Genomic DNA, 23,825 nt, shown 5'->3' with positions numbered 1-23,825 from the left:
GCATCGGTGCGCGCCGATGGCGAACAACACAATCGGGAGACGGCAGTGGACGAGGTCCGCAACCTGATCATCATCGGCTCCGGGCCGGCCGGTTACACGGCGGCGGTCTACGCGGCGCGCGCCAACCTCAAGCCGCTCATCATCGAGGGCGTGCAGTCCGGCGGTGCGCTGATGACGACGACCGAGGTGGAGAACTTCCCCGGTTTCGCCGACGGCATTCTCGGCCCCGAGCTGATGGACAACATGCGCAAGCAGGCCGAGCGGTTCGGCGCGGAGTTCCTCACCGACGACGTGACGCGGGTCGAGCTGAAGGACACCGGCAGCCTGGGTTCCGACGCCGTCAGCACCGTCTGGGTGGGCCAGACCGCGTACCGGGCCAGGGCGGTCATCCTCACCACCGGCTCCGCATGGCGTCCGCTCGGCGTGCCCGGCGAGCAGGAGTACCTGGGCCACGGCGTCTCGTCCTGCGCGACCTGTGACGGCTTCTTCTTCCGCAACCAGCACATCGTGGTGGTGGGCGGCGGTGACTCGGCGATGGAGGAGGCCAGCTTCCTCACCCGGTTCGCCGACTCGGTCACCATCATCCACCGCCGGGACTCCTTCCGGGCCAGCAAGATCATGGCCGAGCGGGCACTGAGCAACGACAAGATCAAGGTGGAGTGGAACACCGTGGTCGAGGAGATCCTCGGCGACGACGGCAAGGTCTGCGGGGTGCGGGTGCGCAACACGCACACCGGCGAGTCCAAGGTCCTCGACGTCACCGGCGTCTTCGTGGCCATCGGTCACGACCCGCGCAGCGAGCTCTTCCGGGGGCAGGTGGAACTCGACGACGAGGGCTACGTGAAGGTCCAGGCGCCCAGCACCCGGACCAGCGTGCCCGGCGTCTTCGCCGCCGGCGACCTGGTGGACCACACGTACCGGCAGGCGATCACCGCCGCCGGCACGGGCTGTGCCGCCGCGCTGGACGCCGAGCGCTTCATCGCCACGCTGCAGGGCTGAACAACCGAAACACATCCCGGAGGAGGGTCATAGTGGGAGCAACGAAGTCGGTCACCGACGCGAGTTTCGCCGCCGACGTGCTGAAGTCCGACAAGCCGGTTCTGGTGGACTTCTGGGCCGAGTGGTGCGGCCCGTGCCGCAAGGTGTCGCCGCTGCTGGAGGAGATCGCCGGCGAGATGGGCGATCAGGTCACCATCGTCAAGCTCAACATCGACGAGAACCCGGAGACCGCCCGCACCTACCGGGTGATGTCGGTCCCCACCCTCACCGTCTTCAAGAACGGCGAGCCGGTGCAGTCGATCGCCGGCGCGAAGCCGAAGGGCGAGCTCGTCAAGCTCATCGAATCGGCGCTCTGAGCAGCACGGACACGCGTCGACCCCGTACCCGGTCCGCCGGGCACGGGGTCGACGCGTTTTTCCCGACGTGGGGCACCCGGAGCCCCCGGAGCGCATAACCTCAAGCCGGGGCCGCCCGGCCAGCAACCGTCCGTGCAGAGGGGGTCGTGCGTGCGTCCGATCCGACCCGGTGACCGTGGACCCGCCGTCACCGAGATCCGTACGGTGCTGACCGGCCTCGACCTGCTCGCCCCGACGGCCCCCGGCGCCGACGAGTTCGACACGCACACCGAACGGGCCGTGCGGGCCTTCCAGCAGTCGCGTGGGCTCAGCGTGGACGGCCGGGTCGGTGCGGAGACCTGGCGGGCCCTGGACGCCGCACGCTGGCGGCTCGGCGCCCGCACGCTCTACCACGCCGTGCCGGAGCCGCTCACCGGTGAGGACGTCCGCTCGCTCCAGGAGCGGCTGCTGGAGATGGGGTACGACGTCGGGCGCGCGGACGCCATCTACGGCGTACGGACCTCGCGGGCGGTCGCCCAGTTCCAGCGCGAGGTCGGGCTCACGCCCGACGGCTCGTGCGGTCCGCACACCATGAACGCGCTGCGCCGGCTCGGCCGCAAGGTCGTCGGCGGCCGACCGCAGTGGCTGCGCGAGTCCGACGCCATCCGGCAGTCCGGCCCGACGCTGGTGGGCCGGACCGTCGTCATCGATCCCGGGCACGGGGGCACCGACCCGGGCGTGGTGGTGCCGGACGGGTCGCTGCGGTGGACCGAGGCGGATCTCGTGCACGACCTGGCCAGCCGGTTGGAGGGCAGGCTCGCCGCCGCCGGCGTCCGGGTGCAGCTCACCCGCGGGCCGTCCCCCGAGGACTGCCTGCCCGACGTCGGGCGGGCGGAGCTGGCCAACTCGCTCGGCGCCGACGTGTTCATCTCGCTGCACGTCGACGAGCACGTCAACCCGGAGGCCGAGGGGGTGGCGACCTACCACTACGGCACCGACAACGGGGTGACCTCGGCGACCGGGGAGCGGCTGGCCGGGCTGGTGCAGCGGGAGATCGTCGCCCGCACCGGGCTGCGCGACTGCCGCACGCACGCGAAGGCGTGGGACCTGCTCCGGCTCACCCGGATGCCGGCCGTACGCGTCGAGGTCGGTTACCTCACCTCTCCCGCCGACCGGGCCCGACTGGTCGACCCCCGGTTCCGGGACAGGGTGGTGGAGGCCGTCGTCGCCGCCGTGCAGCGCATGTACTTCCCCGTCGAGCGGGACGTCCCCACCGGCTCGATCGACGTGAGCGCCCTGCGGGCGGTGGTGGCCGCCGGCACGGTGGTGGACTGATCCCGCTGCCTGTCGACCGGAGTCGCCCGGCGTGGGGTCAGCCGGCGGTCGAGCGGGTGGCCGGGGCCGGACGGACCGGGCGGAGCAGCGTCTCGGGGCTCATCGAGCCGAGCAGCTTCTCCAGCGCGTACTCGACGTCGGACTTCCAGCTCAACGCCGTACGCAGCTCCAGCCGCAGGCGGGGGAAGCGCGGGTGCGGGCGGACCGTCTTGAAGCCCACGGAGAGGAAGAAGTCGGCCGGGGCGACGCAGGTGCCGGCGGGGTCGGCCGCGTCGCCGAACTTGGCGTCGCCGAATGCCTCGATCGCCTTGATGCCGCGCTTGGTGAGGTCCCGGGCGACGCCCTGGACCAGCATCCGGCCCAGCCCGCCGCCGGCGAAGGCGGGCACCACGTTGGCCGTCATCAGCAGCGCGGCGTCGGCGGAGACCGGGGAGGTGGGGAAGGCCATCGAGCGGGGCACGTAGGCCGGCGGGGCGTACAGGACGAAGCCGGCCGCCATGCCGTCGACGTAGACGAGCTTGCCGCAGGAGCCCCACTCCAGCAGCGTCTGCGAGACCCAGGCCTCCTTCTCCAGCCCCGGGTCGCCCGCGGCGCAGGCCCGGTCCGCCGATACCGGATCAAGCTCCCAGTAGACGCACTGCCGGCACGGACGGGGCAGGTCCTCCAGGGTGTCGAGGGTCAAGCTGACCAGACGTCGCGACATTGGTGCATCCCCACACTAGGCTCGGGAGTGAGACCGGCACGGAACGACAACGCCGCCTTCCTGCCCCCGACGAGCGATCGTACGCCGCAAACGGACGCCGCGGGAGGGGACGCGCGAATGCCCCTCCTTCCGGGGCGCCGGCCGGGGTCCGCGATGTGGACGCCGCTCACGTCGCGGTTACGCCCCTGGAAGACGGCGACTAGGATCGACACTCGGCGTCCCGCGTCGCCATGGTCGCAGGTGTCCCGGGTACGCCGGGGCGGGAGCCACCCGAGCAGCCATCGAGGTGATGTCATGACCGGCACGACGCTCGACGACTACACCGACCGGTACGCCCGCCGCGTACGGGGCATGACCGCCTCCGAGATCCGCGCGCTCTTCGCGGTGGCCAGTCGGCCGGAGGTGGTCTCGCTCGCCGGTGGCGCCCCCTACATCGCGGCGCTGCCGCTCGACGCGGTCGGCGAGATGCTCGGCCGGCTCGGCGCCGAGCACGGCGCCACCACCCTCCAGTACGGCATCGGCCAGGGCACCCTGGAGCTGCGCGAGCGGATCTGCGAGGTGATGACGCTCTCCGGCATCGACGCCGCCTGCGGCGCCTCCCCGGACGACGTGGTGGTCACCGTGGGCGGGCAGCAGGCCCTCGACCTGGTGGCCCGGCTCTTCCTCGACCCCGGGGACGTGGTGCTCGCCGAGGGCCCGACCTACGTCGGCGCGCTCGGGGTGTTCCAGGCCGCCCAGGCGCAGGTCGTGCACGTGCCGATGGACGACGACGGGCTGATCCCGGAGGCGCTGGAGGCGGTCATCGCCGAGCAGGCGCGGGCCGGCCGGCGGGTCAAGTTCCTCTACACCATCCCGACCTACCAGAATCCGACCGGCGTGACGCTGACCGAACAGCGGCGGGAGCGGGTGCTCGACATCTGCGAGCGCGCCGGCCTGCTGGTGGTCGAGGACGACCCGTACGGTCAGCTGGGTTTCGAGGGGGACGCGCCGGCGCCGCTGCGCGCGCGGCGCCGCGACGGGGTCTTCTACCTCAGCACCTTCTCCAAGACCTTCGCCCCCGGCCTGCGGGTCGGCTGGATCCTCGCGCCGCACGCCGTCCGCGACAAGCTGGTCATCGCCAGCGAGGCGCAGATCCTCTGCCCGAGCGGCTACGCGCAGGCCGCCGTCTCCACCTACCTCGGCACCATGCCCTGGCGGGAGCAGCTCAAGGTCTACCGCGAGGTCTACCGGGAACGGCGCGACGCGATGCTCGCCGCGCTGGACGACCTGATGCCCGCCGGCACGACGTGGACGACGCCGGCCGGCGGCCTCTTCGTCTGGGCGACCCTGCCCGACGGCCTCGACTCCAAGGCGATGATGCCCCGGGCCATCGCCGCCCGGGTGGCGTACGTCCCGGGCACCGGCTTCTACGCCGACGGCACCGGCACCGGAAACATGCGGCTCAACTTCTCGTTCCCGTCCCCGGAGCGGATCCGCGAGGGCGTGCGCCGGCTGGCCGGCGTGATGGAGCAGGACATCGCCATGCGGCGGGTCTTCGGCACGGTCGGCCGCCCCGGAGCGCGGCGCGGGCAGGCCGGCTCGGACACGCCGGGACCCGACTTGGCATGATTCCGGCATGGTTCCCACCGCTGCCGACCGTTCCGTCGTGACCGACTCCGCCGTCACCGCCGACCTGCGGGTGCTGGTGCTCGCCGGCGGGCTCTCCTACGAACGTGACGTCTCGCTGCGGTCCGGGCGCCGGGTGCTCGACGCGCTGCGCGCGGTCGGGATGGACGCCGAGCTGCGGGACGCCGACGTGGCGCTGCTGCCGGCCCTGAGCGCCGACCCGCCGGACGCCGTCGTGATCGCCCTGCACGGCGCCACGGGTGAGGACGGCTCGCTGCGCGGCGTGCTGGACCTCTGCGGCATCCCGTACGTGGGGTGCGACGCGCGCGCGTCCCGGCTCGCCTGGGACAAGCCGTCGGCCAAGGCGGTGCTCCGCGAGGCGGGCATCCCGACCCCGGACTGGGTCGCCCTTCCGCACGACCGCTTCTCCGAGCTGGGCGCCGTGGCGGTGCTGGACCGGATCGTCGAGCGGTTGGGGCTGCCGCTCATGGTGAAGCCGGCCCAGGGCGGTTCGGGGCTGGGCGCCGCCGTGGTCCGGGACGCCGCGTCCCTGCCGGCCGCGATGGTCGGCTGCTTCGCGTACGACCCGACGGCGCTGGTCGAGCGGTACGTGCCCGGCATGGACGTGGCGGTCTCGGTGGTCGACCTGGGCGACGGGCCGCGCGCCCTGCCCGCCGTGGAGATCGTGCCCCGCAACGGGGTCTACGACTACGCCGCCCGCTACACCGCCGGCCGCACGACCTGGCACACCCCCGCCCGGCTGGAGCCGGAGGTGGCCGGCGCGGTGGCCGACGTCGCGCTGGCCGCACACACCGCGCTTGGGCTGCGCGACCTGAGCCGTGTCGACCTGATCGTGGACTCCGCCGGGCGTCCGCACGTGCTGGAGGTCAACGTCTCGCCGGGGATGACCGAGACCTCGCTGCTGCCGCTCGCGGTCCAGGCCGCCGGCCTGGACTTCGGCAGGATGGTCGGCACCCTGGTGGCCCGCGCCGCGACCCGACGCCCCTGACCGACCGCTCCGCGGGCCGGTGATGCGGGCGCCCGCCATCTGGCTTCCATCGATCGGCAGAGAACCTAGTTGCCGCGTCTTCCGGCGTCGAGGGCGGCCTGCTCGACCCGCTGGCGGTGGTTCCGCCACCACGACTCGTCGGCGGGGGGCAGGTTGTCGTTCCTGGGCAGCAGCCCGGCCGCGCCGTCGATGAGTTCACGCACGATGTCAGCGTGGCCGGCGTGCCGTTGTGTTTCCGCGGTGACGTGGACCAGGACGTGGTGCAACGTGACCGCTGCGTCGCCCCACCACGACACGCGGCCGACCTCATCCAGTGCGAGGGCTTCGATGGTGGCGTCGGCGTGGGCGATCACGCGACGGTACAGTCCGACGATCTCCTCGCGGGTCTCATCCGCGGTCGCCCACATGTCGGCATTGGTCTCGGCTCCGTCGCCGACGTACGGCAGCTCCTGCTCGAACGGCCGGCCGAACACGACGCCGAAGTAGAGGGACTCACAGACCGCCGAGTGCTTCACCAGACCGAGCAGGTTGGTCCCGGTCGGGGTCAGCGGGCGCCGGATGTCGTACTCGCTGAGCCCGTCGAGCTTCCACAGCAGCGCGTCGCGGCCGCCCTTCAGGTAGCTGTGCAGGTCTGCCTTCATGGCGGCACTATGGCATCCGGTCACACGTCGCGCTGCCCCCGACGATCCGCAGGGCTCCTGATCGGCAGGACACGCCCTAGGTGCCCGACCGCCCGGCGTCCGTGGCGGACGTCTCGCTCTCCGGCTCCTGTGCCGGCGGGGTTTCCTCGGCGGACTCGATCACGGACACCGCCTCGCCCTCCGTCGGGTCGGCCTCCGCCGGGGCCTGCCCCGTGAAGCTGGACGGCGCCTGCCACTGGATACGCGGGGGCTCGGCCAGCGGGCGGCCTCCGAACTCCGCCAGCCAGGCGGCGACCATGGCGAGGTTCTCCCGCCACCGCGCCTCGGAGATGGGCGGCAGGATCGAATCCCACAGGGAGAGGAAGGTCCCCCGCAACTGGAGCTGCCCGTAGGGCCGGGCCAGGAACCACATGTGCAGGTGCGCCGAGCCGTCGCCCCAGCGGTTGACGTGCACTCGGGCGACCCCGTCGAGGGACCGGATGGCCCGCTCCAGCCGTACGGTCATCACCCCCAGTTCGGCGGCGAGCAGGTTCGGCAGGTCGCCCAGGTCCAGATGCGAGCGGGATTCCAGAATCAGCACCATCGGCAGCCCGGTGGGGCGGTCCATGGCGCGTACCCGCCATCGCTCACCCACCCAGATGTAGGCGTCGTCGGGGGCGTTGCAGGCGGTGCATTCCCGGTGTCCCTCGCCCTTACGCGGCGGCTCGACCGGGACCGGATCATCGAGTTGCTTGACACGAAGGTCGCCCTCGAAGGGAAAGGACGGCCACTGGGTGAAGTCCGGAACGGAGGGAGGGGTGTCGTGCACGACGCTGACACTAACCGGTTCCGGCACCGCTGTCCCTACCCGAACGATCGACCAGGCGGTCTCACTCCGGCCGTAACGGGAGAGCCGGGAGCGGCTCTGTCCACAGGTATCCACAGTCGTCCACAGGCTGATGAGACGCCGGACACACCCCGTCATCCACAGGCTGGCACCCCATTCCACGCGGGGTTTCACGTGAAACGGGGCTGCCTGTGGATAACCGCTGTGGATAACTTTCGGGCACAGTCCTGGATTCTTACGCCGAGGTGGAGTCGCCGGTTCCACGTGAAACCGGGAGGCGGCGTCGGACGGTTCCGTCCTGGCTCGTCGACCGCCGCTGGACTCCTCCGACCGCTCGCGAGCCGCCGAAGGTCGGAACCGTCGAGGGCTGGAGCCACCGCTGGGATCGAGAGTTGGAGAACCCCGCCGGACGCGAGAACGACGGACAGGCCCGCAGGCGTCATCGCCGAGGGCCACTCATGCTTCTTCCCAGGGCCGCCTCCCCGTCGCCGCCGCGACCGTCCGCATCGTCACCGGAATGGCAGTGGTCGGCATCGCCATCGGCGGGAATCGCCGTCGGCTCCAAGACCGAACTCCGCCGTTCCACGTCGTCGCCGCGAACAACCGGGGACGTCCATCGCCTTCGCGCTCGACACCACCGACCCCCCTGTGCGTCGTGCTGCGTCGCGCCCGACCGCAGAACGGCCGAGACCACAGAACGGCCGAGACAACGGAACGGCCGAGACAACGGAACGTGCCGCTGCCCGGCATCGGCGTCGGCTACACCTTGCACTTCGAGCCCGCCTCGCCGAGATCGGCGCCCACCTCAAACGAGCCCGGACACCCCGGCCTGGCCGACAGAGGAGGCCGAGACAGAGGAGGCCGAGGAAAGAACGACCGAGGCAGAGAACCGTCGAGGCAGAGAACGGCCGAGACAACGGAACGGCCGGCCGAAAGACGGTCGAAGAATAAGACGGTCAGGGCGACGGGTCGGCCAAGGCGACAAGACATCAGGCCATCGGTGAGGCGTGGAGACACTGGGCGCAGCGTCTTGTCGGTGAGTAGCGGCGTGCCGGGCACGCTAGCGCCGGTGTGGCAAGCCGGGGCCTCTCGCGGTGCTGAGCGGGCCCGCTTGGCGCATCCCACCCCAGCGGTACCGCTCGCACCGCCGGAGCCCTCAACGCGCGCTGAGGGCGTTGACGAGGCGGGTGGGGGTTCCCTCCGGCCGGGGCTTCCGCCACCGGCCTCGTTCACCGAAGGGCGCGGCAAGGGTCGGACCCGATCAGGCTCCTCGGGCCTCGGGGTTCCGCCCTCATCCGTGCCGACCTCCATCGCATCGCAGATCGCAGGGACCGGCCGGGTTTCACGTGAAACCGTCCGAGAGGGCTCAAGAACCGCGCCGACCAACTCCGGGTTTCACGTGAAACGTCGCCGCTCGCGTCAAGTGCTTGAGCGCGCTGGTCCGGGGTAGCGGCCGACGCCTCGATCCCGCAGCACATGCAACGGCCGCGTGATCCGGGATCACGCGGCCGGCGTTGGTGCCGTACGCGGCGGCGCGGGACCCGGCCGTGGAGACCGAGCCGTGCCGACGGGGTCAGGCCTCCGGTTCCTCCTCCTGGCCGACGCCGATGAGGCCGACGATCCGCTCCAGGTCGTCGACCGTCGCGAACTCAATGGTGATCTTGCCCTTGCTCCGGCCGATGTCCACCTTCACTCGGGTGTCGAACCGGTCGGAGAGCCGGTCGGCCAGGTCCGTGAGAGCGGGGGCATGCGGCTTCGGACGGCGCTTGGCGGCTTCCTTCTTGCTCGTACCGTCGCTCAGGGCCAGCGCGACGATCTCCTCGGTCGCGCGGACCGACAGGCCCTCGGCGACGATCCGGAGTGCGAGCTGCTCCTGCGCCTCGGGCTCGTCGAGGCTCAGCAGCGCCCGGGCGTGCCCGGCGGAGAGAACGCCGGCCGCGACCCGCTTCTGCACCGGCGCGGGCAGGTTGAGCAGCCGGATGGTGTTCGAGATCTGCGGCCGGCTCCGCCCGATGCGCCGGGCGAGTTCCTCGTGGGTGGCGCCGAACTCGTCGAGCAACTGCTGGTACGCGGCTGCCTCTTCCAGCGGGTTCAGGTTCGCCCGGTGGATGTTCTCCAGCAGCGCGTCGCGCAGCATGGCGTCGTCCCGGGTGTCCCGGACGATCGCCGGGATGCTTTCCCGCCCGACGGCCTGCGCGGCCCGCCAGCGCCGCTCGCCCATCACCAGCTCGTACTTTTCCTCGTCGAGCTGCCGTACGACGATCGGCTGGAGGAAGCCGACCTCCTGGATCGAGGTCTTCAGCTCCTCCAGGGCGTCCTCGTCGAAGACCTGGCGCGGCTGCTTGGGGTTCGGCACGATCGCGTCGACCGGGATCTCGGCGAACCGGGCCCCCGGCACGGGGCTGAGTTCGAGCTGCGGCTCGGGCTGCGCCGCCACGGGCGGAGTCGCCGCGGCGGGCAGAGCCTCCGTCGGCGTACCGGCGGTGGCACCGGTCGAGGTCTTTGTCTCTGCCGTCACCACCGGCTCGGCGGCCGTGGTCGGCTCAACTGCGGCGGTCGGCGCCGGCCCGGTCGGGATGAGCGCCCCCAGGCCTCGTCCCAGACCGCCCCGAGGACGGTTCTTCATGCCACGCCTCCCAGCGACTGTTCCGCACTACGCATTCCGGCCCACCGGCTCCTTGACGCCACGCTCGGCGATCTCCTGGGCGGCTTCGAAGTAGCTCGTCGCCCCCCGCGATCCCGGATCGTAGGTCATCACCGACTGGCCGTAGCTGGGTGCCTCCGAGACGCGGACGTTGCGGGGGATGACCGCCTGGAGCACCTTGTCGCCGAAGTGGTTCCGCACGTCCTGCTCGACGGCGTCGGCCAGCCGGGTGCGCCGGTCGTACATGGTGAGCAGGATGGTGGAGACGTCGAGCTTCGGGTTCAGGTGCTGGCGGACCAGGTTGATGTTGTTGATCAGCTGGTTCAGCCCCTCCAGCGCGTAGTACTCGCACTGGATCGGAATGAGCACCTCCTGCGCGGCCACGAGCGCGTTGACCGTGAGCAGGCCGAGCGAGGGCGGGCAGTCGATGAAGACGTAGTCGAAGTGGCCGGGGTAGGCGGCGATCGCCCGGGCCAGCCGGGACTCGCGGGCGACCACCGAGACCAACTCGATCTCCGCGCCGGCGAGGTCGATCGTCGCCGGTACGCACCAGAGGTTGGGGATGCCCTCGACGCCCTGGGCGACCTCCTCCAGCGGCACGCTGTTGATGAGGCAGTCGTAGACGTCCGGCACACCGGTGTGGTGCGGGACGTTCAGCCCGGTGGAGGCGTTTCCCTGCGGGTCCAGGTCGACCACCAGCACCCGGTTGCCGTGCAGGGCGAGCGCCACCGCAAGGTTCACCGTGGTCGTGGTCTTTCCCACGCCGCCCTTCTGGTTCGCGACGCACATGACCCGGGTCCGTTCCGGCCGAGGCATCGTCACCTCGCCACTCGGATTAAGGATCTGCACGGCGCGCATCGCCTCCATAGCCAACGGTGGGTCATCCTCTTCGCGCGTCGGGGTTTCACGTGAAACGTACGCGGCCTCGGCGGCAGTGGCTCCGGGGGAGCCGACCAAGGGCGCGGACGGGTCGGTGACGGGAACGGGTTCGGGAGTCGCATCCGGCACGGAGTCCGGGGTGGGCTGCTGCGGTACGGCGGACTCGAACCGGGCCGAGGCCGAGGCGTTGCGCCGGATGGGGATCACCCGACCGCCGGCCGAATTGCCGGCCCGCGGCACGTCGGGTGCGGCGCGGGCCGCCGGAGGCTCCGGCAGGACCGGCTCGACGCCGCCCGGCCCGGCCGCCGCGTCCCGGTCCGGCGGCCGGATCGACGGCCCTTCGGGCGACCAGCTCGGGTAGTCAGTTTCACGTGAAACGGGGTCGCCCGCTGACCCGGTCACGCGTGGATCGTCGTACCTTCCGTCGTCATGCACCTGTCATCCCTGCCCGCTTCGGATGGTCGGTCCGCACCCCGTCAACTGGCCGTACGCGATCGCACCGCGGAGCGTACGGCCCGGCGGGAGCGGCGGGACCGGTGAACGTCCGTTGCCGCCCGCTCCACACTATCGACGCGCAGCCAGCCTACGGCTCACGGGCGCAGCCGGTCCACGTCGGGTTCTCATCCTTCCGTCCACCCGTACCGGTTCAACGAACCAACCGCCGGCCGGGAAGCCGGTAGGCGGACATCCCGCGCGGTGTCGAGAGGGACTCAACGCCGCCGGGACCGGCCGCCGCGCGACCTCTTCGCGGCCTTCGGCCGGGCCGGCCCGACCATCCGCTCCCGCACGATCTCCACGACCGTCGTCGGCGGATCGATCACTCCCTCGCCGCAGCGGTGCACCTCGGGCTCACCGCCACCGAGTCGGGCCACGGTCTGCGCGTGCTCGGCAATCTCCTCGGCGGCGGACGCCCCCTTGAGGGCGATCAGCCGGCCGCCGGGCACGGCCAGCGGCAGGCACCACGTCGAGAGCCGGTCCAGCGGTGCGACGGCGCGCGCGGTGACCACGTCCCCGCTCAACGGACCGATGCCCGTCGCCCCGGTCGCCGCCTCGTCGGCGCGCCCCCGGAACACCCGGACCATCTTCGCCAGCCCGAGGTGCTGTACCGCCTCGATGAGGAAGGAGGTGCGCCGGGAGAGCGGTTCGATCAGGGTCACCGTCAGGTCGGGTCGGGCGATGGCCAGCACCAGGCCGGGCAGCCCGGCCCCGGAACCGACGTCGAGCACCGTCGCGCCCTCCGGGATGCGCTCGGCCACCGCCGCGCAGTTGAGCAGGTGGCGATCCCAGATCCGGGGCGCCTCGCGCGGGCCGATCAGGCCGCGGACCACGCCGTCGGTGGCGAGCAGCTCGGCGTACGCGGCGGCCAGGTCGATGCGGTCGCCGAAGAGGGTGCGCGCCGCACCGGCCAACTCCGGCGGCAGTACCGCCACGGTCGCAGACGCGCCCTCAGGGGCGACGGCCGAGGGCGGCGCACCCTCGGAAGCGTCGGTCGGTGACGGCGCGTCCTCAGGGGCGACGGCCGAGGGCGGCGCACCCTCGGAAGCGTCGGTGGGCGGCGCGGTGTCGGGAGTCACGGTCGGCTCGGGCCGGACAGGCGACGGCCCGGGCGGCGTGCCACCCGGGCCGTCCACGGCACCGGCCGTGGTGTCGTCGTGGGTCACGCGGTCAGTCCGCCGGGCGGACGATGATGCGCCGGTTCGGCTCGACGCCCTCGGACTCGCTCTCCACGCCGCTCATCGCGTTGACCACGTCGTGCACGCACTTGCGCTCGAACGCGGACATCGGCTCCAGACGCACGGGCTCGCCGTACTCCTTGACCTTCTCCACGGCGTTCTTGGCGACGGCGGCGAGTTCCTTGCGACGGGTCGCCCGGTAGCCGCCGACGTCGAGCAGCAGCCGGCTCGGGGTGCCGGTCTGCCGGAAGACGGCCAGCCGGGCGAGCTCCTGGAGCGCCTCCAGGGTGGCGCCGCGCTGGCCGACGAGGTTCTGCAGCCGGCCGCCGACCACCTCGACGACGGGGCGACCGCCGGAGACCAGCTCGTCGATGTCGCCGTCGTAGTCGAGGATGTCGAGCAGGCCCTCGACGTAGTCGGCCGCGATCTCGCTCTGCCGGAACAGCTCGCTCTCGCCGACGGCCTTCTTCTCCCGGGTGCCCGACTCCTCGTCGGTCTCCTCGGTCTCGCCGTTCACCGCGGTCGGCTCGGTCCCCTCCTCGTCCAGGGACTCGTCGGCGCGGGGGGTGCTGGTGTCGGTCACGGTCTCATCTCCGTACTCGCTCGGCCGGACCGTCGGGTCCGCTGGTTTCCCGGGGCCGGCGGGAGGTCGCCGGTGCCCACGGGCACGTCTGTCGTACGGGCAGTCTCACCCGTGGGCCGCGCCGCGCGCGGCGGTTCCGCCCGGCGCCGGCCGTACGGCGGCTGCGCGGTGCGGAACGGGCCGCCGCCGGTCTTCCCGACGGCGGCCCGGATGTCCTCAGCCCTGCCGCTTGGCGGGGCCCTTCTTGGGGTTGACCGGCTTGGCGCCCGGCTTGGGGCCGGCGACCTTCGGCGCGGCCGGCTTGGCCGGGGCCGGGGGGGCCGACTTGGCGCGACCCAGCAGGCCGCCCGTCTTCGCCGGCTGCACCGGGTTGCGGGCCGAGGTGCCCGGCTTGCTCATGGTGGGCGGCGGCGGGAACTTCCGCAGCACCCACTGCTGCTGCGCGAGGGTGAAGAGGTTGTTCGTGACCCAGTAGATGATCACACCGATGGGGAAGATGGCACCGGAGATGAGCAGCGACAGCGGGATGCCGTAGAGCATCAGCTTCTGGATCATCCGCTGCTGCGGGTCCTCGGCCCAGCCGGTCTTCAGGATCATCTGGCGGCTGGTGAGGTAGGTGGTGCCCATCATCACCAGGACGAGGATGCCGGCGATGATCTTCACGGTGGTGCCGTTGGCGCCGAGCCGCGCCAGTTCCTCGGCGGTGGAGCCGAACTTGCCGGCGATCGGGGCGGTGAAGAGCTTCGCGGACGAGGCGCTCTCGAACTGGCTGATGGTCCAGCCGTAGAGGGTCTTCCCGGCCTCGCTCTTGTCCGGGTTGAGCCGACGGAGCACGTGGAAGAGGCCCAGGAAGACGGGGATCTGGAGGAACATCGGAAGGCAGCCCATGAGCGGGTTGGCCTTTTCCTTCCGGTAGAGCTCCATCATCTCTTTCTGGAGCGTCTCCCGGTCACCCTTGTGCTTCTCCTGCAGGGCCTTCACCTGCGGCTGGAGCGCCTGCATCGCCCGCTGCGACTTGATCTGCTTGACGAAGACGGGGAAGAGGATCACCCGGACGGTGACCACCAGGAAGATGATGGCGAGGATCCAGGCCCAGTTGGTGCCGATCACCGCCGGATCCGGCACCCCGACGAAGTCCCAGGCCCCGTGCCAGACCAGCAGGATCCACGAAATCGCGTAGTAGATCCAGTCCAGACTCAATTCTCAGGCTCCAGTCACATCGGCGCGGCGGCGGCCGCCCGGCTTCGGCACCGGGTCGTGTCCACCTGGGTGAAAGGGGTGGCAGCGCAACAGCCGCCGGGCCGTCAGGCCAGCTCCCCGGATCGCGCCGTGCACCGCCACCGCCTCCAGGGCGTAGGCGCTGCACGACGGGTAGAACCGACAGCGGGCCGGCAGAGCCGGACTTATCCACCGACGGTACGCGATGACGGGCCCGCTCAGCACTCGGGCACCGATCGTCGTCGGCCGTGGCCCGGCCGGTCCGGTGGTCACCGGGACCGCCGCCCGCGGGGCGCCTTCGCGGCGACGATCGCCGCGTCCAGGTCGGCGCCGAGTCGCGGGTACGAGGCGTCGGCCGCGGCGGGCTGCGCGCGTACGACCAGGGTGCTTCCCGGGGGCAGACCGGCCAGCCGCTCGCGAACCAGGTGTCGCAGGCGACGCCGGACCCGGTTGCGGACCACGGCGTTCCCGACGGCCTTGGACACGACGAAGCCGGCGCGGGCAGGTGCGGAGGGTTGCTCCGTACCGCTGCTCCGCGCCGGCTCCGGCGAGGTTGCTGTCGGGGCGTCGGGGGTTGTCGGCAGGCTCAGGTGGACGACGACCGCGCCACGGCCGGCGCGTCGACCACCCCGGACCGCTGCGGCGAAGTCAGTGCTGCGCCGCAGTCGCTGTGCGGCCGCCAGCACGACTGCCCACGTCCCCCGGACCTGACCGGTCGGCCTCAGGCCGACAGGCGGGCACGGCCCTTGGAGCGACGGGTCGAAAGGATGGCGCGGCCGGCACGGGTGCGCATGCGCAGCCGGAAGCCGTGGGTCTTCGCGCGCCGGCGGTTGTTCGGCTGGTAGGTGCGCTTGCTCACGTCAGGCTCTCCGTTTTCGTACGCCCCGGGCGAGGGGTCGCCGGGATCGTGTGGTGGTCCAGGCCACCTCGGCGGTGGCCCCCGATCGGTGCTGCCCGGCGGCGCGGGACCTCGGCGATGCGGGGAAGCGACCGCGGACAGCAAGCACCTAACACCCTAGCAGAGGGCGAGAGAGCAGCCATTCCAGCCTACGCAGGGCGGCAACCACCGTCAAACACCCTCAGCAGGGCGGACACCGGGCCTTCCCGGCGACCGAAGCGACGGTTTTCGCTGATGTCGGCAAGGGCCGCCGCGCGTCGGCGGTTGATGGCGCGCCGACAACGCTGTTACCGTGCCCGATTGCGGTCAGCGTCGAAAGGTCCGGTCGTCGCCGGCGGGCAAGACCGGACAAGGTAGTGAATCGTTCGGCACGGTGAACCCGCTTCAGCGCCCGTTCAGGCAGGGGGCAGGTCCGACCCGCGTCCGGCGGGCGGCCACAATCGGTGCGTACACAGGCTGTGGATAACTTGTGGACGAGGACCGGTCGGCCGTCCGGTGGGTGTCGTTCCACCCGCGCGTACGCGGCGGGCCCGGGACGGCCGACCGGAGAAGACGGCGGCGTCGGCGGAGCAGAGGCGAGGGGGTGGCACGACGGTGACCGGTACGACCGACCTTGCCGCGGTGTGGACAGCGACGACCGACGAACTCGCCGACGAGATCATCTCCGCGCAGCAGCGGGCGTACCTGCGGCTGACCCGGCTGCGGGCCATCGTCGAGGACACGGCGCTGCTCTCCGTCCCGGACGCCTTCACCCGGGACGTGATCGAGTCCCGCCTGCGCCCGGCGATCACGGATGCGCTCACCCGCCGGCTGGGCCGGCCGATCCAGGTCGCGGTGACCGTACGCCTGCCCGAGGACGGCTCCGGCCGCCCGGCGGGGACCGTCTACCGCAGTGTTCCCGAGCCGGGGCCGGCCGACCACGACGGCGGACCGCGCGGCTACGCCGACGCCGACTACGACGGGATGGCCGGGCAGCGGGACGGCGGGCCCCACGACGCCGGGCAGCCGCCGCTCATCCCCGAGCAGGCGCACCCCCAGCGCCGGCTCGACGCGTCGTCGCCCCCGCCCGGCGACGACGGGCACCGGCCGGGCGACCGTGGCGGGCAGGAGGCCCTGTTCAGCACCGCCTTCGCCGAGCCGCCGCGCCCCGACCGGTCGGCGCCGCCGCGGCACCCGTCCGAGCGCCGGGGCTACGACGAGCAGGCCGCCCGGCTGGACCCGCCCGCCGCCGACACCCGGGGGTACGAGCCGCGCTACCGCGAGGACGCCGTCTCCCCCCGGGACCAGCACGTGATCCGGGCCCTGCCCCGCGACACCGGCACCGACAACGGGCCCGGACGAAGTGGCGCGGATCACCGGCCCGGTGGCCGGGACGACCGCCGCATGCCCGGCGCCGACGGCGGCGGCAACCGGCTCAACCCGAAGTACATGTTCGAGACGTTCGTCATCGGCTCGTCCAACCGCTTCGCCCACGCCGCGAGCGTCGCGGTCGCCGAGTCGCCGGCGAAGGCGTACAACCCGCTGTTCATCTACGGCAGCTCGGGGCTGGGCAAGACGCACCTGCTGCACGCCATCGGGCACTACGCCACGACGCTCGGCAACGCGCGCTCGGTCCGGTACGTCTCGACCGAGGAGTTCACCAACGACTTCATCAACTCGCTCCGGGACGACAAGACCAGTGCGTTCCAGCGGCGCTACCGCGACGTCGACATCCTGCTGATCGACGACATCCAGTTCCTGGAGAACCGCGAGCGTACGCAGGAGGAGTTCTTCCACACGTTCAACACCCTGCACAACGCCAACAAGCAGATCGTCATCACCTCCGACCGGTCACCGAAGCAGCTCGCGACCCTGGAGGACCGGCTGCGTACCCGCTTCGAGTGGGGACTGCTCGCCGACATCCAGCCGCCGGACCTGGAGACCCGCATCGCGATCCTGCAGAAGAAGGCGGCGCAGGAGCGCCTCTACGCCCCGCCGGACGTACTGGAGTTCATCGCCTCGCGGGTGTCGAACTCGATCCGGGAGCTGGAGGGCGCGCTGATCCGGGTTACGGCGTTCGCCAGCCTGACCCGCTCCACGGTCGAGCTGGCGCTGGCCGAGGAGGTGCTGCGGGACTTCATCCCGGACGGCGCCGGGCCGGAGATCACCGCCGACCAGATCATGGTCTCCACCGCCGACTACTTCGGGGTGAGCCTGGAGGACCTGCGCGGGCACTCCCGCTCCCGGGTGCTGGTGAACGCCCGCCAGGTGGCCATGTACCTGTGCCGGGAGCTGACCGACCTGTCGCTGCCCCGGATCGGGCAGGCATTCGGTGGGCGTGACCACACGACCGTGATGCACGCCGACCGCAAGATCCGCCAACAGATGGCCGAGCGCCGGTCGCTCTACAACCAGATCGCGGAGCTGACCAACCGGATCAAGCAGAACACCTGAGCGACGGCCTCAGCTCGCAGCGCGGCGTCGTACGCGCCGAGCCGAAGCCGTCTTGTCCGCCCGACACACCACGCGGACACGGACGACGGACGCGCCCGACCGGACCACCGGTCGGGCGCTTTTTCGTTCTCCACAGCCGGCCCGGCTTGACCCTCGACATGGTCCAGGCCACAGCATCTGAGCCGTGACCGTCCACCGCCCGGATCGTTGTCCACATCTCGTTGTCCACCGCCTGTGGAAAACTACCGTCCGCCCACCTCCCGGTTACCCACAGGTTGTGGACAAACCCTGGGGACGAGCCTGTGGACGCCTGGGGACAACCCGGTGGTTGTCCACCGACGACGGTCGACCTGTGGGGAACCTGTTGAAGGTTCTGGGGATGACGCTGTCCGCACGGCTTCCGCCTGTCCACAGGTCAGGGGAGAAAGTCGGTGGATTACCGGTGGATAACCGGTGGACAACGGTGGACAACCTGGGGGCGCCGGCCGCCTGTGGACCGGGAGGCAAGTTGTACCCCGGGTTCTCCACAGGTAAACCACCGGTGGATAACGTGTCTGAGCTGCGCAGACGCGGGTTCTCCACAGTTTGCACAGGTGCGATGAAGATGACGAGTTATCTCTTCTAAGAGAACAAAAACCAATCATCACCGTTGGACTTCCTGTGGATCGGGCCGTGCGCCGCCGTCGGCGGTCGCCCCGGCACCTGGATCCACGGGGTCGGACGCACGGCCGATGCCCGCGCGCCATAAGGTGCGATGGGTACCCGCACGGACAGGCGGGTCGGTAGGCAGCGGTCGGCATGAGAGAGTTGTCGCTGACGTCGACGCGGAGGCATTGATGAAGTTCCGAGTGGAGCGCGACGCGCTCGCCGAGGCCGTGGCCTGGACCGCGAAGAGCCTGCCCAACCGGCCGTCCGTACCGGTGCTCGCCGGCGTGATGCTGCGCGTCACCGACGGCAACCTGCAGGTTTCGGGCTTCGACTACGAGGTCTCCAGCCAGGTGACCGTCGAGGTGCAGGGGGACGCCGACGGCGCCGCCCTCGTCTCCGGCCGGCTGCTGGCCGAGATCACCAAGGCGCTGCCCGCCAAGCCGGTGGACATCGCCGCCGTCGGCGCCCACCTCGAGCTGGTCTGCGGCAGCGCCCGGTTCACCCTGCCCACCATGCCGGTCGAGGACTACCCGTCCCTGCCGGAGATGCCGGAGAGCACCGGCACCGTCGACGCCGCCGCCTTCGCCGCCGCGGTCGCGCAGGTCGCCGTCGCCGCCGGGCGCGACGAGACGCTGCCGATGATGACCGGCGTACGCATCGAGCTCTCCGGCGGCACGCTGGCCATGCTCGCCACCGACCGCTACCGGCTGGCCCTGCGCGAGATGGAGTGGAACCCGGACGACCCCGAGGTGAGCGTCAACGCCCTCGTGCCGGCCCGGACCCTGCACGACACCGCCAAGGCCCTCGGCCCGATCGGTGGCCAGGTCATCATGGCGCTCTCCCAGGGCGCGGCCGGCGAAGGAATGATCGGCTTCGCCGGCGGCACCCGGCGCACCACCAGCCGCCTGCTCGACGGCGCCAACTACCCGCCGGTGCGCTCGCTCTTCCCGGCCAGCCACAACGCCGAGGCGCGGGTGCCCGTCAGCACCCTGATCGAGGTCGTGAAGCGGGTCGCCCTGGTGGCCGAGCGGACCACCCCGGTGCTGCTCAGCTTCAGCACCGACGGCCTGGTGGTCGAGGCCGGGGGCACCGAGGAGGCACGGGCCAGCGAGGCCATGGAGGCCACCTTCACCGGCGACCCGCTGACCATCGGCTTCAACCCCCAGTACCTGATCGACGGCCTGACCAACCTGGGGGCCCAGTTCGCCGTGCTCTCGTTCGTCGATGCCTTCAAGCCCGCGGTGATTTCGCCCGCCGGTGAGGATGGCGAGGTCATCCCCGGGTACCGGTACCTCATCATGCCGATCCGCGTCTCCCGCTGATCGCACCCCGAGAAGACCCCGACGCACGGAGGTAGGAACACATGCAGCTCGGCCTGGTAGGGCTCGGCCGGATGGGCGGCAACATGCGCGAGCGGTTGCGCGCCGCCGGGCACGAGGTGGTCGGCTTCGACCACAACGCGGAGCTGAGCGATGTCGCGACCCTGGCGGAGCTGGCGGAGAAGCTGGAGTCGCCCCGCGCGATCTGGGTCATGGTCCCCGCCGGCGTCACCGACGCGACCATCGACGAGCTCGCCGACGTCCTCGGCGAGGGCGACATCATCATCGACGGTGGCAACTCCCGCTTCAGCGACGACGCGCCCCGCGCCGAGCGGCTCAACGAGCGCGGCATCGGCTACCTCGACGCCGGCGTCTCCGGCGGCGTCTGGGGCCGGCAGAACGGCTACGCGCTGATGGTCGGCGGCGCCCAGGACCACGTCGACCGGCTCATGCCGATCTTCGAGTCGCTGAAGCCGGAGGGTGAGTTCGGCTTCGTGCACGCCGGGCCGGTCGGCGCCGGGCACTACGCCAAGATGGTGCACAACGGCATCGAGTACGGCCTGATGCACGCCTACGCCGAGGGCTACGAGCTGATGGCCAAGTCCGAGCTGGTCACCAACGTGCCGGGGGTGTTCAAGTCCTGGCGCGAGGGCACCGTGGTCCGTTCCTGGCTGCTCGACCTGCTGGACCGGGCCCTCGACGAGGACCCGGAGCTGGCCGAGCTGAGCGGCTACACGGAGGACACGGGCGAGGGCCGGTGGACGGTCGACGAGGCGGTCCGGCTGGCCGTGCCGCTGAACGTGATCACCGCCTCGCTCTTCGCCCGCTTCGCCTCCCGCCAGGACGACTCGCCCGCCATGAAGGCCGTCGCCGCGCTGCGCCAGCAGTTCGGCGGGCACGCCGTCCGCAAGCGCTGACCGGAATCCACGCGCCTGTGTACGTCCGCCGGCTCGAACTGGTCGACTTCCGCTCGTACGAGCGGGTCGGCGTGGACCTGGAGCCGGGGGCGAACGTCCTGACCGGCGCCAACGGCGTCGGCAAGACGAACCTGGTCGAGGCGCTGGGCTACGTGGCGACCCTGGATTCGCACCGGGTCGCCACGGACGCCCCCCTCGTCCGGATGGGCGCCTCCTCTGCGGTGATCCGCTGCGCGGTCGTGCACGAGGGGCGCGAGCTGCTGATCGAGCTGGAGATCGTGCCGGGCAAGGCCAACCGGGCCCGCCTGGGGCGGTCGCCGGCCCGCCGGGCGCGGGACGTGCTCGGCGCGCTGCGGCTCGTGCTGTTCGCCCCGGAGGACCTGGAACTCGTCCGGGGCGACCCGGCCGAGCGCCGCCGCTACCTCGACGACCTGCTGGTCAGCCGCCAGCCCCGGTACGCCGGGGTGCGGGCCGACTACGAGCGGGTGGTCAAGCAGCGCAACGCGTTGCTGCGCACCGCGTACCTGGCCCGCAAGATGGGCGGGTCGCGGGGCGGGGACCTGTCGACCCTGGCGGTCTGGGACACGCATCTGGCCCGACACGGCGCCGAACTGCTCGCCGGCCGGCTGGAACTGGTCGCGGCGCTGGGCCCGCACGTGACGAAGGCGTACGACGCGGTGGCGGCGGGACGGGGGGCCGCCGGGATCGCGTACCGGCCGTCGGTGGAGCTGGCGGAGCCCACCACCGACCGGGAGACACTGGCGGCGGCGCTGACCGCCGCACTCGTCGAGTCCCGCGCCGCCGAGGTGGAGCGGGGCACCACCCTGGTCGGCCCGCACCGCGACGAGCTGGCGCTCACGCTGGGCCCGCTGCCCGCCAAGGGGTACGCGAGCCACGGCGAGTCCTGGTCGTACGCCCTGGCGCTGCGGCTCGCCGGCTACGACCTGCTGCGTTCCGACGGCATCGAGCCCGTGCTGGTGCTCGACGACGTCTTCGCCGAGCTGGACGCCGGGCGGCGGGAGCGGCTGGCGGAGCTGGTCGGCGGGGCGAGCCAGCTGCTGGTGACCTGCGCGGTCGACGAGGACGTCCCGGTGTCCCTGCGTGGCACCCGGTACGCCGTGGCCGAGGGGACGGTGCGACGTGTCGGATGAGCAGCTTCCGCCGGCCCGGCTCGGCCCGGGCCGTGGCGGCGGAACGACCGGCGGCGACTCTGGCAGCGCGGCGGGTGGCGACGCGGCGAGCGGCCCCGAGCTGGCGCGGGCCGTGCTGGACGCGGCGCGGGCCCGCCGGGAGTCGGCGGCCCGGACGCGTCGGCGTACGCCCGGCGGGGGTGGCGGCGACGGCGAGGGCGGCCAGCGGCGCCTGCGCGGATACTCCGGCCCCGGGCCGGACCCGCGCGACCCGCAGCCGCTCGGCGCGGTGCTCAACCGGCTCGTCAAGGCGCGCGGCTGGCAGCAGCCGGCGGCCGAGGCGACGGTGTTCGGCGCCTGGGAGCGGGTGGTGGGCCCGGAGGTGGCCCAGCACAGCCGGCCGGTGAAGCTGGAGGACGGCGAGCTGACCGTGGAGGCCCGCTCGACCGCGTGGGCCACCCAGCTGCGGCTGCTTGCCGGCTCGCTGCTCAAGCAGATCGCCAGCGAGGTCGGCCACAACGTGGTGCGCAAGCTGCACATCCACGGCCCCGCCGCGCCCTCCTGGTCGAAGGGCCCGCGCCGGGTCCGCGGCCGCGGCCCGCGGGACACCTACGGCTGACGGTCAGCGACCCTCGCGCCGGGCCTCCCGCTCGGCGCGCTTGCGTTCCCGCTGCTCGCGGCTCCACTGCTTGCGCCGCTCCAGGTCCCGCTTCCACGCCTCCCGGGCGTGGTTCGAGCCGCCCTGCACCGCGCCCTGGACCTCCGGCGGGCCCGCGAAGCGCCGGAACGCCCAGGCCATCAGGCGGCCGCCCTCACCCGGGGCCTTCGGGGTGGGCTTCTCGTCGGTCATCGCCTGGCCTCCGGTGCGACGGGAACGTTTGGCGTACAAATCATTGGTACACCAATTATTGGTACGCTCGCAACGACGACGAGGAGGCCCGACCGTGACCGACCAGCTCGACGGGGATCCCCTGGCGCTGGAACAGCAGGTGTGCTTCGCGCTCTCCGTCGCCGCGCGCGGCGTCGTCGCCGTCTACCGGCCGCTGCTGGAGCCGATGGGGCTCACCCACCCGCAGTACCTGGTGATGCTCGCGCTCTGGCAGCACGCGCCGCTGTCCGTACGCGACCTCAGCCGCCTGCTCCAGCTCGACCCGGGCACACTGTCGCCCCTGCTCAAGCGGCTGGAGGCGGCCGGCTACGTCCGGCGCGAGCGCGACCCCGCCGACGAGCGGAGCCTCGCGGTGACGCTGACCGCCGCCGGTCGGGCCCTGCGGGAGCGGGCCGAGCAGATCCCGCCCGCGATCGTCGAACGGCTCGGCATGCCGGTCGAGGATCTGCGCCACCTGCACGCCGTGCTGACCCGCGTCATCGACGCCGCCAACCGCGCGGGCGGGTCCGCCGCCGGAAGAGGTCAGGCGTCGGCGTAGACGGCGAAGCCGCGGTCGGCGCAGCGCCGGTAGAAGGCCGCCAGCACCGCCAGCTCGGCGCAGGTGAAGTTCCACTGCGGCGGCTCGCCGCTCTCGTCGCGCAGCGCGTCCAGGCGGCTGCCGAGCCAGCGCAGCTGCTGCTCGGCCAACCGCCCGTCGGCGAGCAGCGACCGCAGCACCTGGCTCACCGAGTCGAAGGTGACGGCCTCGCCGTACGGGCGGTGGCCCGCCACGAACCGCTCGATGCCGCCGGCGACCCAGGCGCAGCCGTCCGGATCGATCACCGGATCCTCGTCCTCGGCCGCCGCGTCCGTGGCGTAGAGCACACCCTCCAGGCCGAGCAGCAGGTCGACCAGTTCGGTGTACGCGGTCGCCCGCACGGTGCCGGTCTTGGCGATCAGCTCGGCGAGCGCCGCGGTCGGCGCGGAGATGCGGGGCATGTCGACGATGTCGCCGAAGTCGACGAACTCGGCCGGCGCGACCGGATCGTAGAAGCGGCCGGTCCGCGGCCACTGCACCGCGACGTTGTCCAGCCCCATCTGGCGTCACCTCTTCGAGAGCACGGGTAGTTCGTATCGGCTCGATCGTCCGGTTCCGGCCCGA

At 72.0% G+C, this 23,825-nt stretch carries 23 protein-coding genes and 1 pseudogene; 11 read left to right on the top strand and 13 right to left on the bottom strand.

Annotated elements, in window-relative coordinates; all coding sequences use genetic code 11:
• The first annotated feature begins 45 nt into the window (after positions 1–45).
• The 3 genes from trxB to DER29_RS11920 all read left to right on the top strand — a co-directional run bounded on the left by trxB (position 46) and on the right by DER29_RS11920 (position 2,669).
• Positions 46–999, top strand: a complete 954-nt coding sequence (trxB, locus tag DER29_RS11930; RefSeq protein WP_121397414.1) for a thioredoxin-disulfide reductase — start codon at positions 46–48, stop codon at positions 997–999.
• A gap of 32 nt (positions 1,000–1,031) precedes the next feature.
• The gene (gene trxA, locus DER29_RS11925; RefSeq protein WP_088996685.1) at positions 1,032–1,355 is read left to right on the top strand and encodes a thioredoxin; all 324 of its coding nucleotides are present in this window, start codon (positions 1,032–1,034) and stop codon (positions 1,353–1,355) included.
• 150 nt (positions 1,356–1,505) lie between these two features.
• Positions 1,506–2,669 carry an N-acetylmuramoyl-L-alanine amidase gene (locus DER29_RS11920; protein ID WP_121397413.1) on the top strand — a complete coding sequence of 388 codons (1,164 nt, stop codon included), beginning with the start codon at positions 1,506–1,508 and terminating at the stop codon, positions 2,667–2,669.
• Positions 2,670–2,706: 37 nt separating this feature from the next.
• Here DER29_RS11920 and DER29_RS11915 read toward each other — a convergent pair whose 3' ends face one another.
• On the bottom strand, positions 2,707–3,372 hold the full coding sequence (locus DER29_RS11915) for a GNAT family N-acetyltransferase (RefSeq protein WP_121397412.1): 666 nt from the start codon (positions 3,370–3,372) through the stop codon (positions 2,707–2,709).
• Positions 3,373–3,666: 294 nt separating this feature from the next.
• Here DER29_RS11915 and DER29_RS11910 point away from each other — a divergent pair, with 294 nt between their 5' ends.
• Positions 3,667–4,980, top strand: coding sequence for a PLP-dependent aminotransferase family protein (locus tag DER29_RS11910; RefSeq protein ID WP_121397411.1), 1,314 nt, complete (start codon positions 3,667–3,669; stop codon positions 4,978–4,980).
• Between the two features lie 7 nt (positions 4,981–4,987).
• Positions 4,988–5,986 carry a D-alanine--D-alanine ligase gene (locus DER29_RS11905; protein WP_121397410.1) on the top strand — a complete coding sequence of 333 codons (999 nt, stop codon included), beginning with the start codon at positions 4,988–4,990 and terminating at the stop codon, positions 5,984–5,986.
• Between the two features lie 65 nt (positions 5,987–6,051).
• Here DER29_RS11905 and DER29_RS11900 read toward each other — a convergent pair whose 3' ends face one another.
• The 10 genes and pseudogenes from DER29_RS11900 to rpmH all read right to left on the bottom strand — a co-directional run bounded on the left by DER29_RS11900 (position 6,052) and on the right by rpmH (position 15,309).
• Positions 6,052–6,627 carry a DinB family protein gene (locus DER29_RS11900; RefSeq protein WP_121397409.1) on the bottom strand — a complete coding sequence of 192 codons (576 nt, stop codon included), beginning with the start codon at positions 6,625–6,627 and terminating at the stop codon, positions 6,052–6,054.
• A 94-nt stretch (positions 6,628–6,721) separates the two neighbouring features.
• Positions 6,722–7,435: pseudogene (locus DER29_RS11895) on the bottom strand (hypothetical protein); the annotation flags it as partial.
• A gap of 1,591 nt (positions 7,436–9,026) precedes the next feature.
• A complete protein-coding gene (locus tag DER29_RS11890; protein ID WP_121397408.1) occupies positions 9,027–10,079 on the bottom strand; it encodes a ParB/RepB/Spo0J family partition protein in 1,053 nt (350 codons plus the stop codon).
• A 27-nt stretch (positions 10,080–10,106) separates the two neighbouring features.
• On the bottom strand, positions 10,107–11,411 hold the full coding sequence (locus DER29_RS34505; protein ID WP_121397407.1) for a ParA family protein: 1,305 nt from the start codon (positions 11,409–11,411) through the stop codon (positions 10,107–10,109).
• Between the two features lie 275 nt (positions 11,412–11,686).
• On the bottom strand, positions 11,687–12,406 hold the full coding sequence (gene rsmG, locus DER29_RS11880; RefSeq protein ID WP_121397406.1) for a 16S rRNA (guanine(527)-N(7))-methyltransferase RsmG: 720 nt from the start codon (positions 12,404–12,406) through the stop codon (positions 11,687–11,689).
• 235 nt (positions 12,407–12,641) lie between these two features.
• Entirely contained in the window at positions 12,642–13,232 is a 591-nt protein-coding gene (locus tag DER29_RS11875; RefSeq protein WP_121397405.1) for a R3H domain-containing nucleic acid-binding protein, read from the bottom strand.
• Between the two features lie 216 nt (positions 13,233–13,448).
• The gene (yidC, locus tag DER29_RS11870; RefSeq protein WP_121397404.1) at positions 13,449–14,432 is read right to left on the bottom strand and encodes a membrane protein insertase YidC; all 984 of its coding nucleotides are present in this window, start codon (positions 14,430–14,432) and stop codon (positions 13,449–13,451) included.
• Positions 14,433–14,435: 3 nt separating this feature from the next.
• Positions 14,436–14,675, bottom strand: a complete 240-nt coding sequence (yidD, locus tag DER29_RS11865) for a membrane protein insertion efficiency factor YidD (RefSeq protein ID WP_207914193.1) — start codon at positions 14,673–14,675, stop codon at positions 14,436–14,438.
• A 44-nt stretch (positions 14,676–14,719) separates the two neighbouring features.
• Positions 14,720–15,136 (bottom strand): ribonuclease P protein component, encoded by a 417-nt coding sequence (gene rnpA / locus DER29_RS11860; protein ID WP_121397402.1) that lies wholly within the window; start codon positions 15,134–15,136, stop codon positions 14,720–14,722.
• 35 nt (positions 15,137–15,171) lie between these two features.
• A complete protein-coding gene (rpmH, locus tag DER29_RS11855) occupies positions 15,172–15,309 on the bottom strand; it encodes a 50S ribosomal protein L34 (protein WP_089002791.1) in 138 nt (45 codons plus the stop codon).
• 534 nt (positions 15,310–15,843) lie between these two features.
• Between rpmH and dnaA the strand changes: the two genes are divergently transcribed.
• From dnaA to DER29_RS11830, 5 genes are all read left to right on the top strand, one after another.
• Positions 15,844–17,781 carry a chromosomal replication initiator protein DnaA gene (gene dnaA, locus DER29_RS11850; RefSeq protein ID WP_370040061.1) on the top strand — a complete coding sequence of 646 codons (1,938 nt, stop codon included), beginning with the start codon at positions 15,844–15,846 and terminating at the stop codon, positions 17,779–17,781.
• Positions 17,782–18,617: 836 nt separating this feature from the next.
• Positions 18,618–19,751, top strand: a complete 1,134-nt coding sequence (dnaN, locus tag DER29_RS11845; RefSeq protein ID WP_121397400.1) for a DNA polymerase III subunit beta — start codon at positions 18,618–18,620, stop codon at positions 19,749–19,751.
• A 41-nt stretch (positions 19,752–19,792) separates the two neighbouring features.
• A complete protein-coding gene (gnd, locus tag DER29_RS11840; protein WP_121397399.1) occupies positions 19,793–20,665 on the top strand; it encodes a phosphogluconate dehydrogenase (NAD(+)-dependent, decarboxylating) in 873 nt (290 codons plus the stop codon).
• Between the two features lie 17 nt (positions 20,666–20,682).
• Positions 20,683–21,816 (top strand): DNA replication/repair protein RecF, encoded by a 1,134-nt coding sequence (gene recF / locus DER29_RS11835; RefSeq protein ID WP_121397398.1) that lies wholly within the window; start codon positions 20,683–20,685, stop codon positions 21,814–21,816.
• On the top strand, positions 21,806–22,414 hold the full coding sequence (locus tag DER29_RS11830; protein WP_121397397.1) for a DUF721 domain-containing protein: 609 nt from the start codon (positions 21,806–21,808) through the stop codon (positions 22,412–22,414). Before recF ends, DER29_RS11830 begins: the two co-directional genes overlap by 11 nt.
• A gap of 3 nt (positions 22,415–22,417) precedes the next feature.
• On the opposite strand, the gene DER29_RS11825 is transcribed toward DER29_RS11830, so the two are convergent.
• Complete coding sequence (locus tag DER29_RS11825) at positions 22,418–22,645, bottom strand: hypothetical protein (protein WP_121397396.1); 228 nt, start codon at positions 22,643–22,645, stop codon at positions 22,418–22,420.
• Between the two features lie 94 nt (positions 22,646–22,739).
• Between DER29_RS11825 and DER29_RS11820 the strand changes: the two genes are divergently transcribed.
• Positions 22,740–23,222 (top strand): MarR family winged helix-turn-helix transcriptional regulator, encoded by a 483-nt coding sequence (locus DER29_RS11820; protein WP_121397395.1) that lies wholly within the window; start codon positions 22,740–22,742, stop codon positions 23,220–23,222.
• Here the strand turns inward: DER29_RS11820 and DER29_RS11815 are convergent.
• Positions 23,207–23,761, bottom strand: coding sequence for a hypothetical protein (locus tag DER29_RS11815; protein WP_121397394.1), 555 nt, complete (start codon positions 23,759–23,761; stop codon positions 23,207–23,209). The two genes, DER29_RS11820 and DER29_RS11815, sit on opposite strands and share 16 nt — an antisense overlap.
• Positions 23,762–23,825: the final 64 nt, after the last annotated feature.

Source organism: Micromonospora sp. M71_S20, assembly GCF_003664255.1.
Taxonomy (GTDB): Bacteria; Actinomycetota; Actinomycetes; order Mycobacteriales; family Micromonosporaceae; genus Micromonospora.
This window is presented reverse-complemented; position numbering and strand designations above follow the sequence as displayed.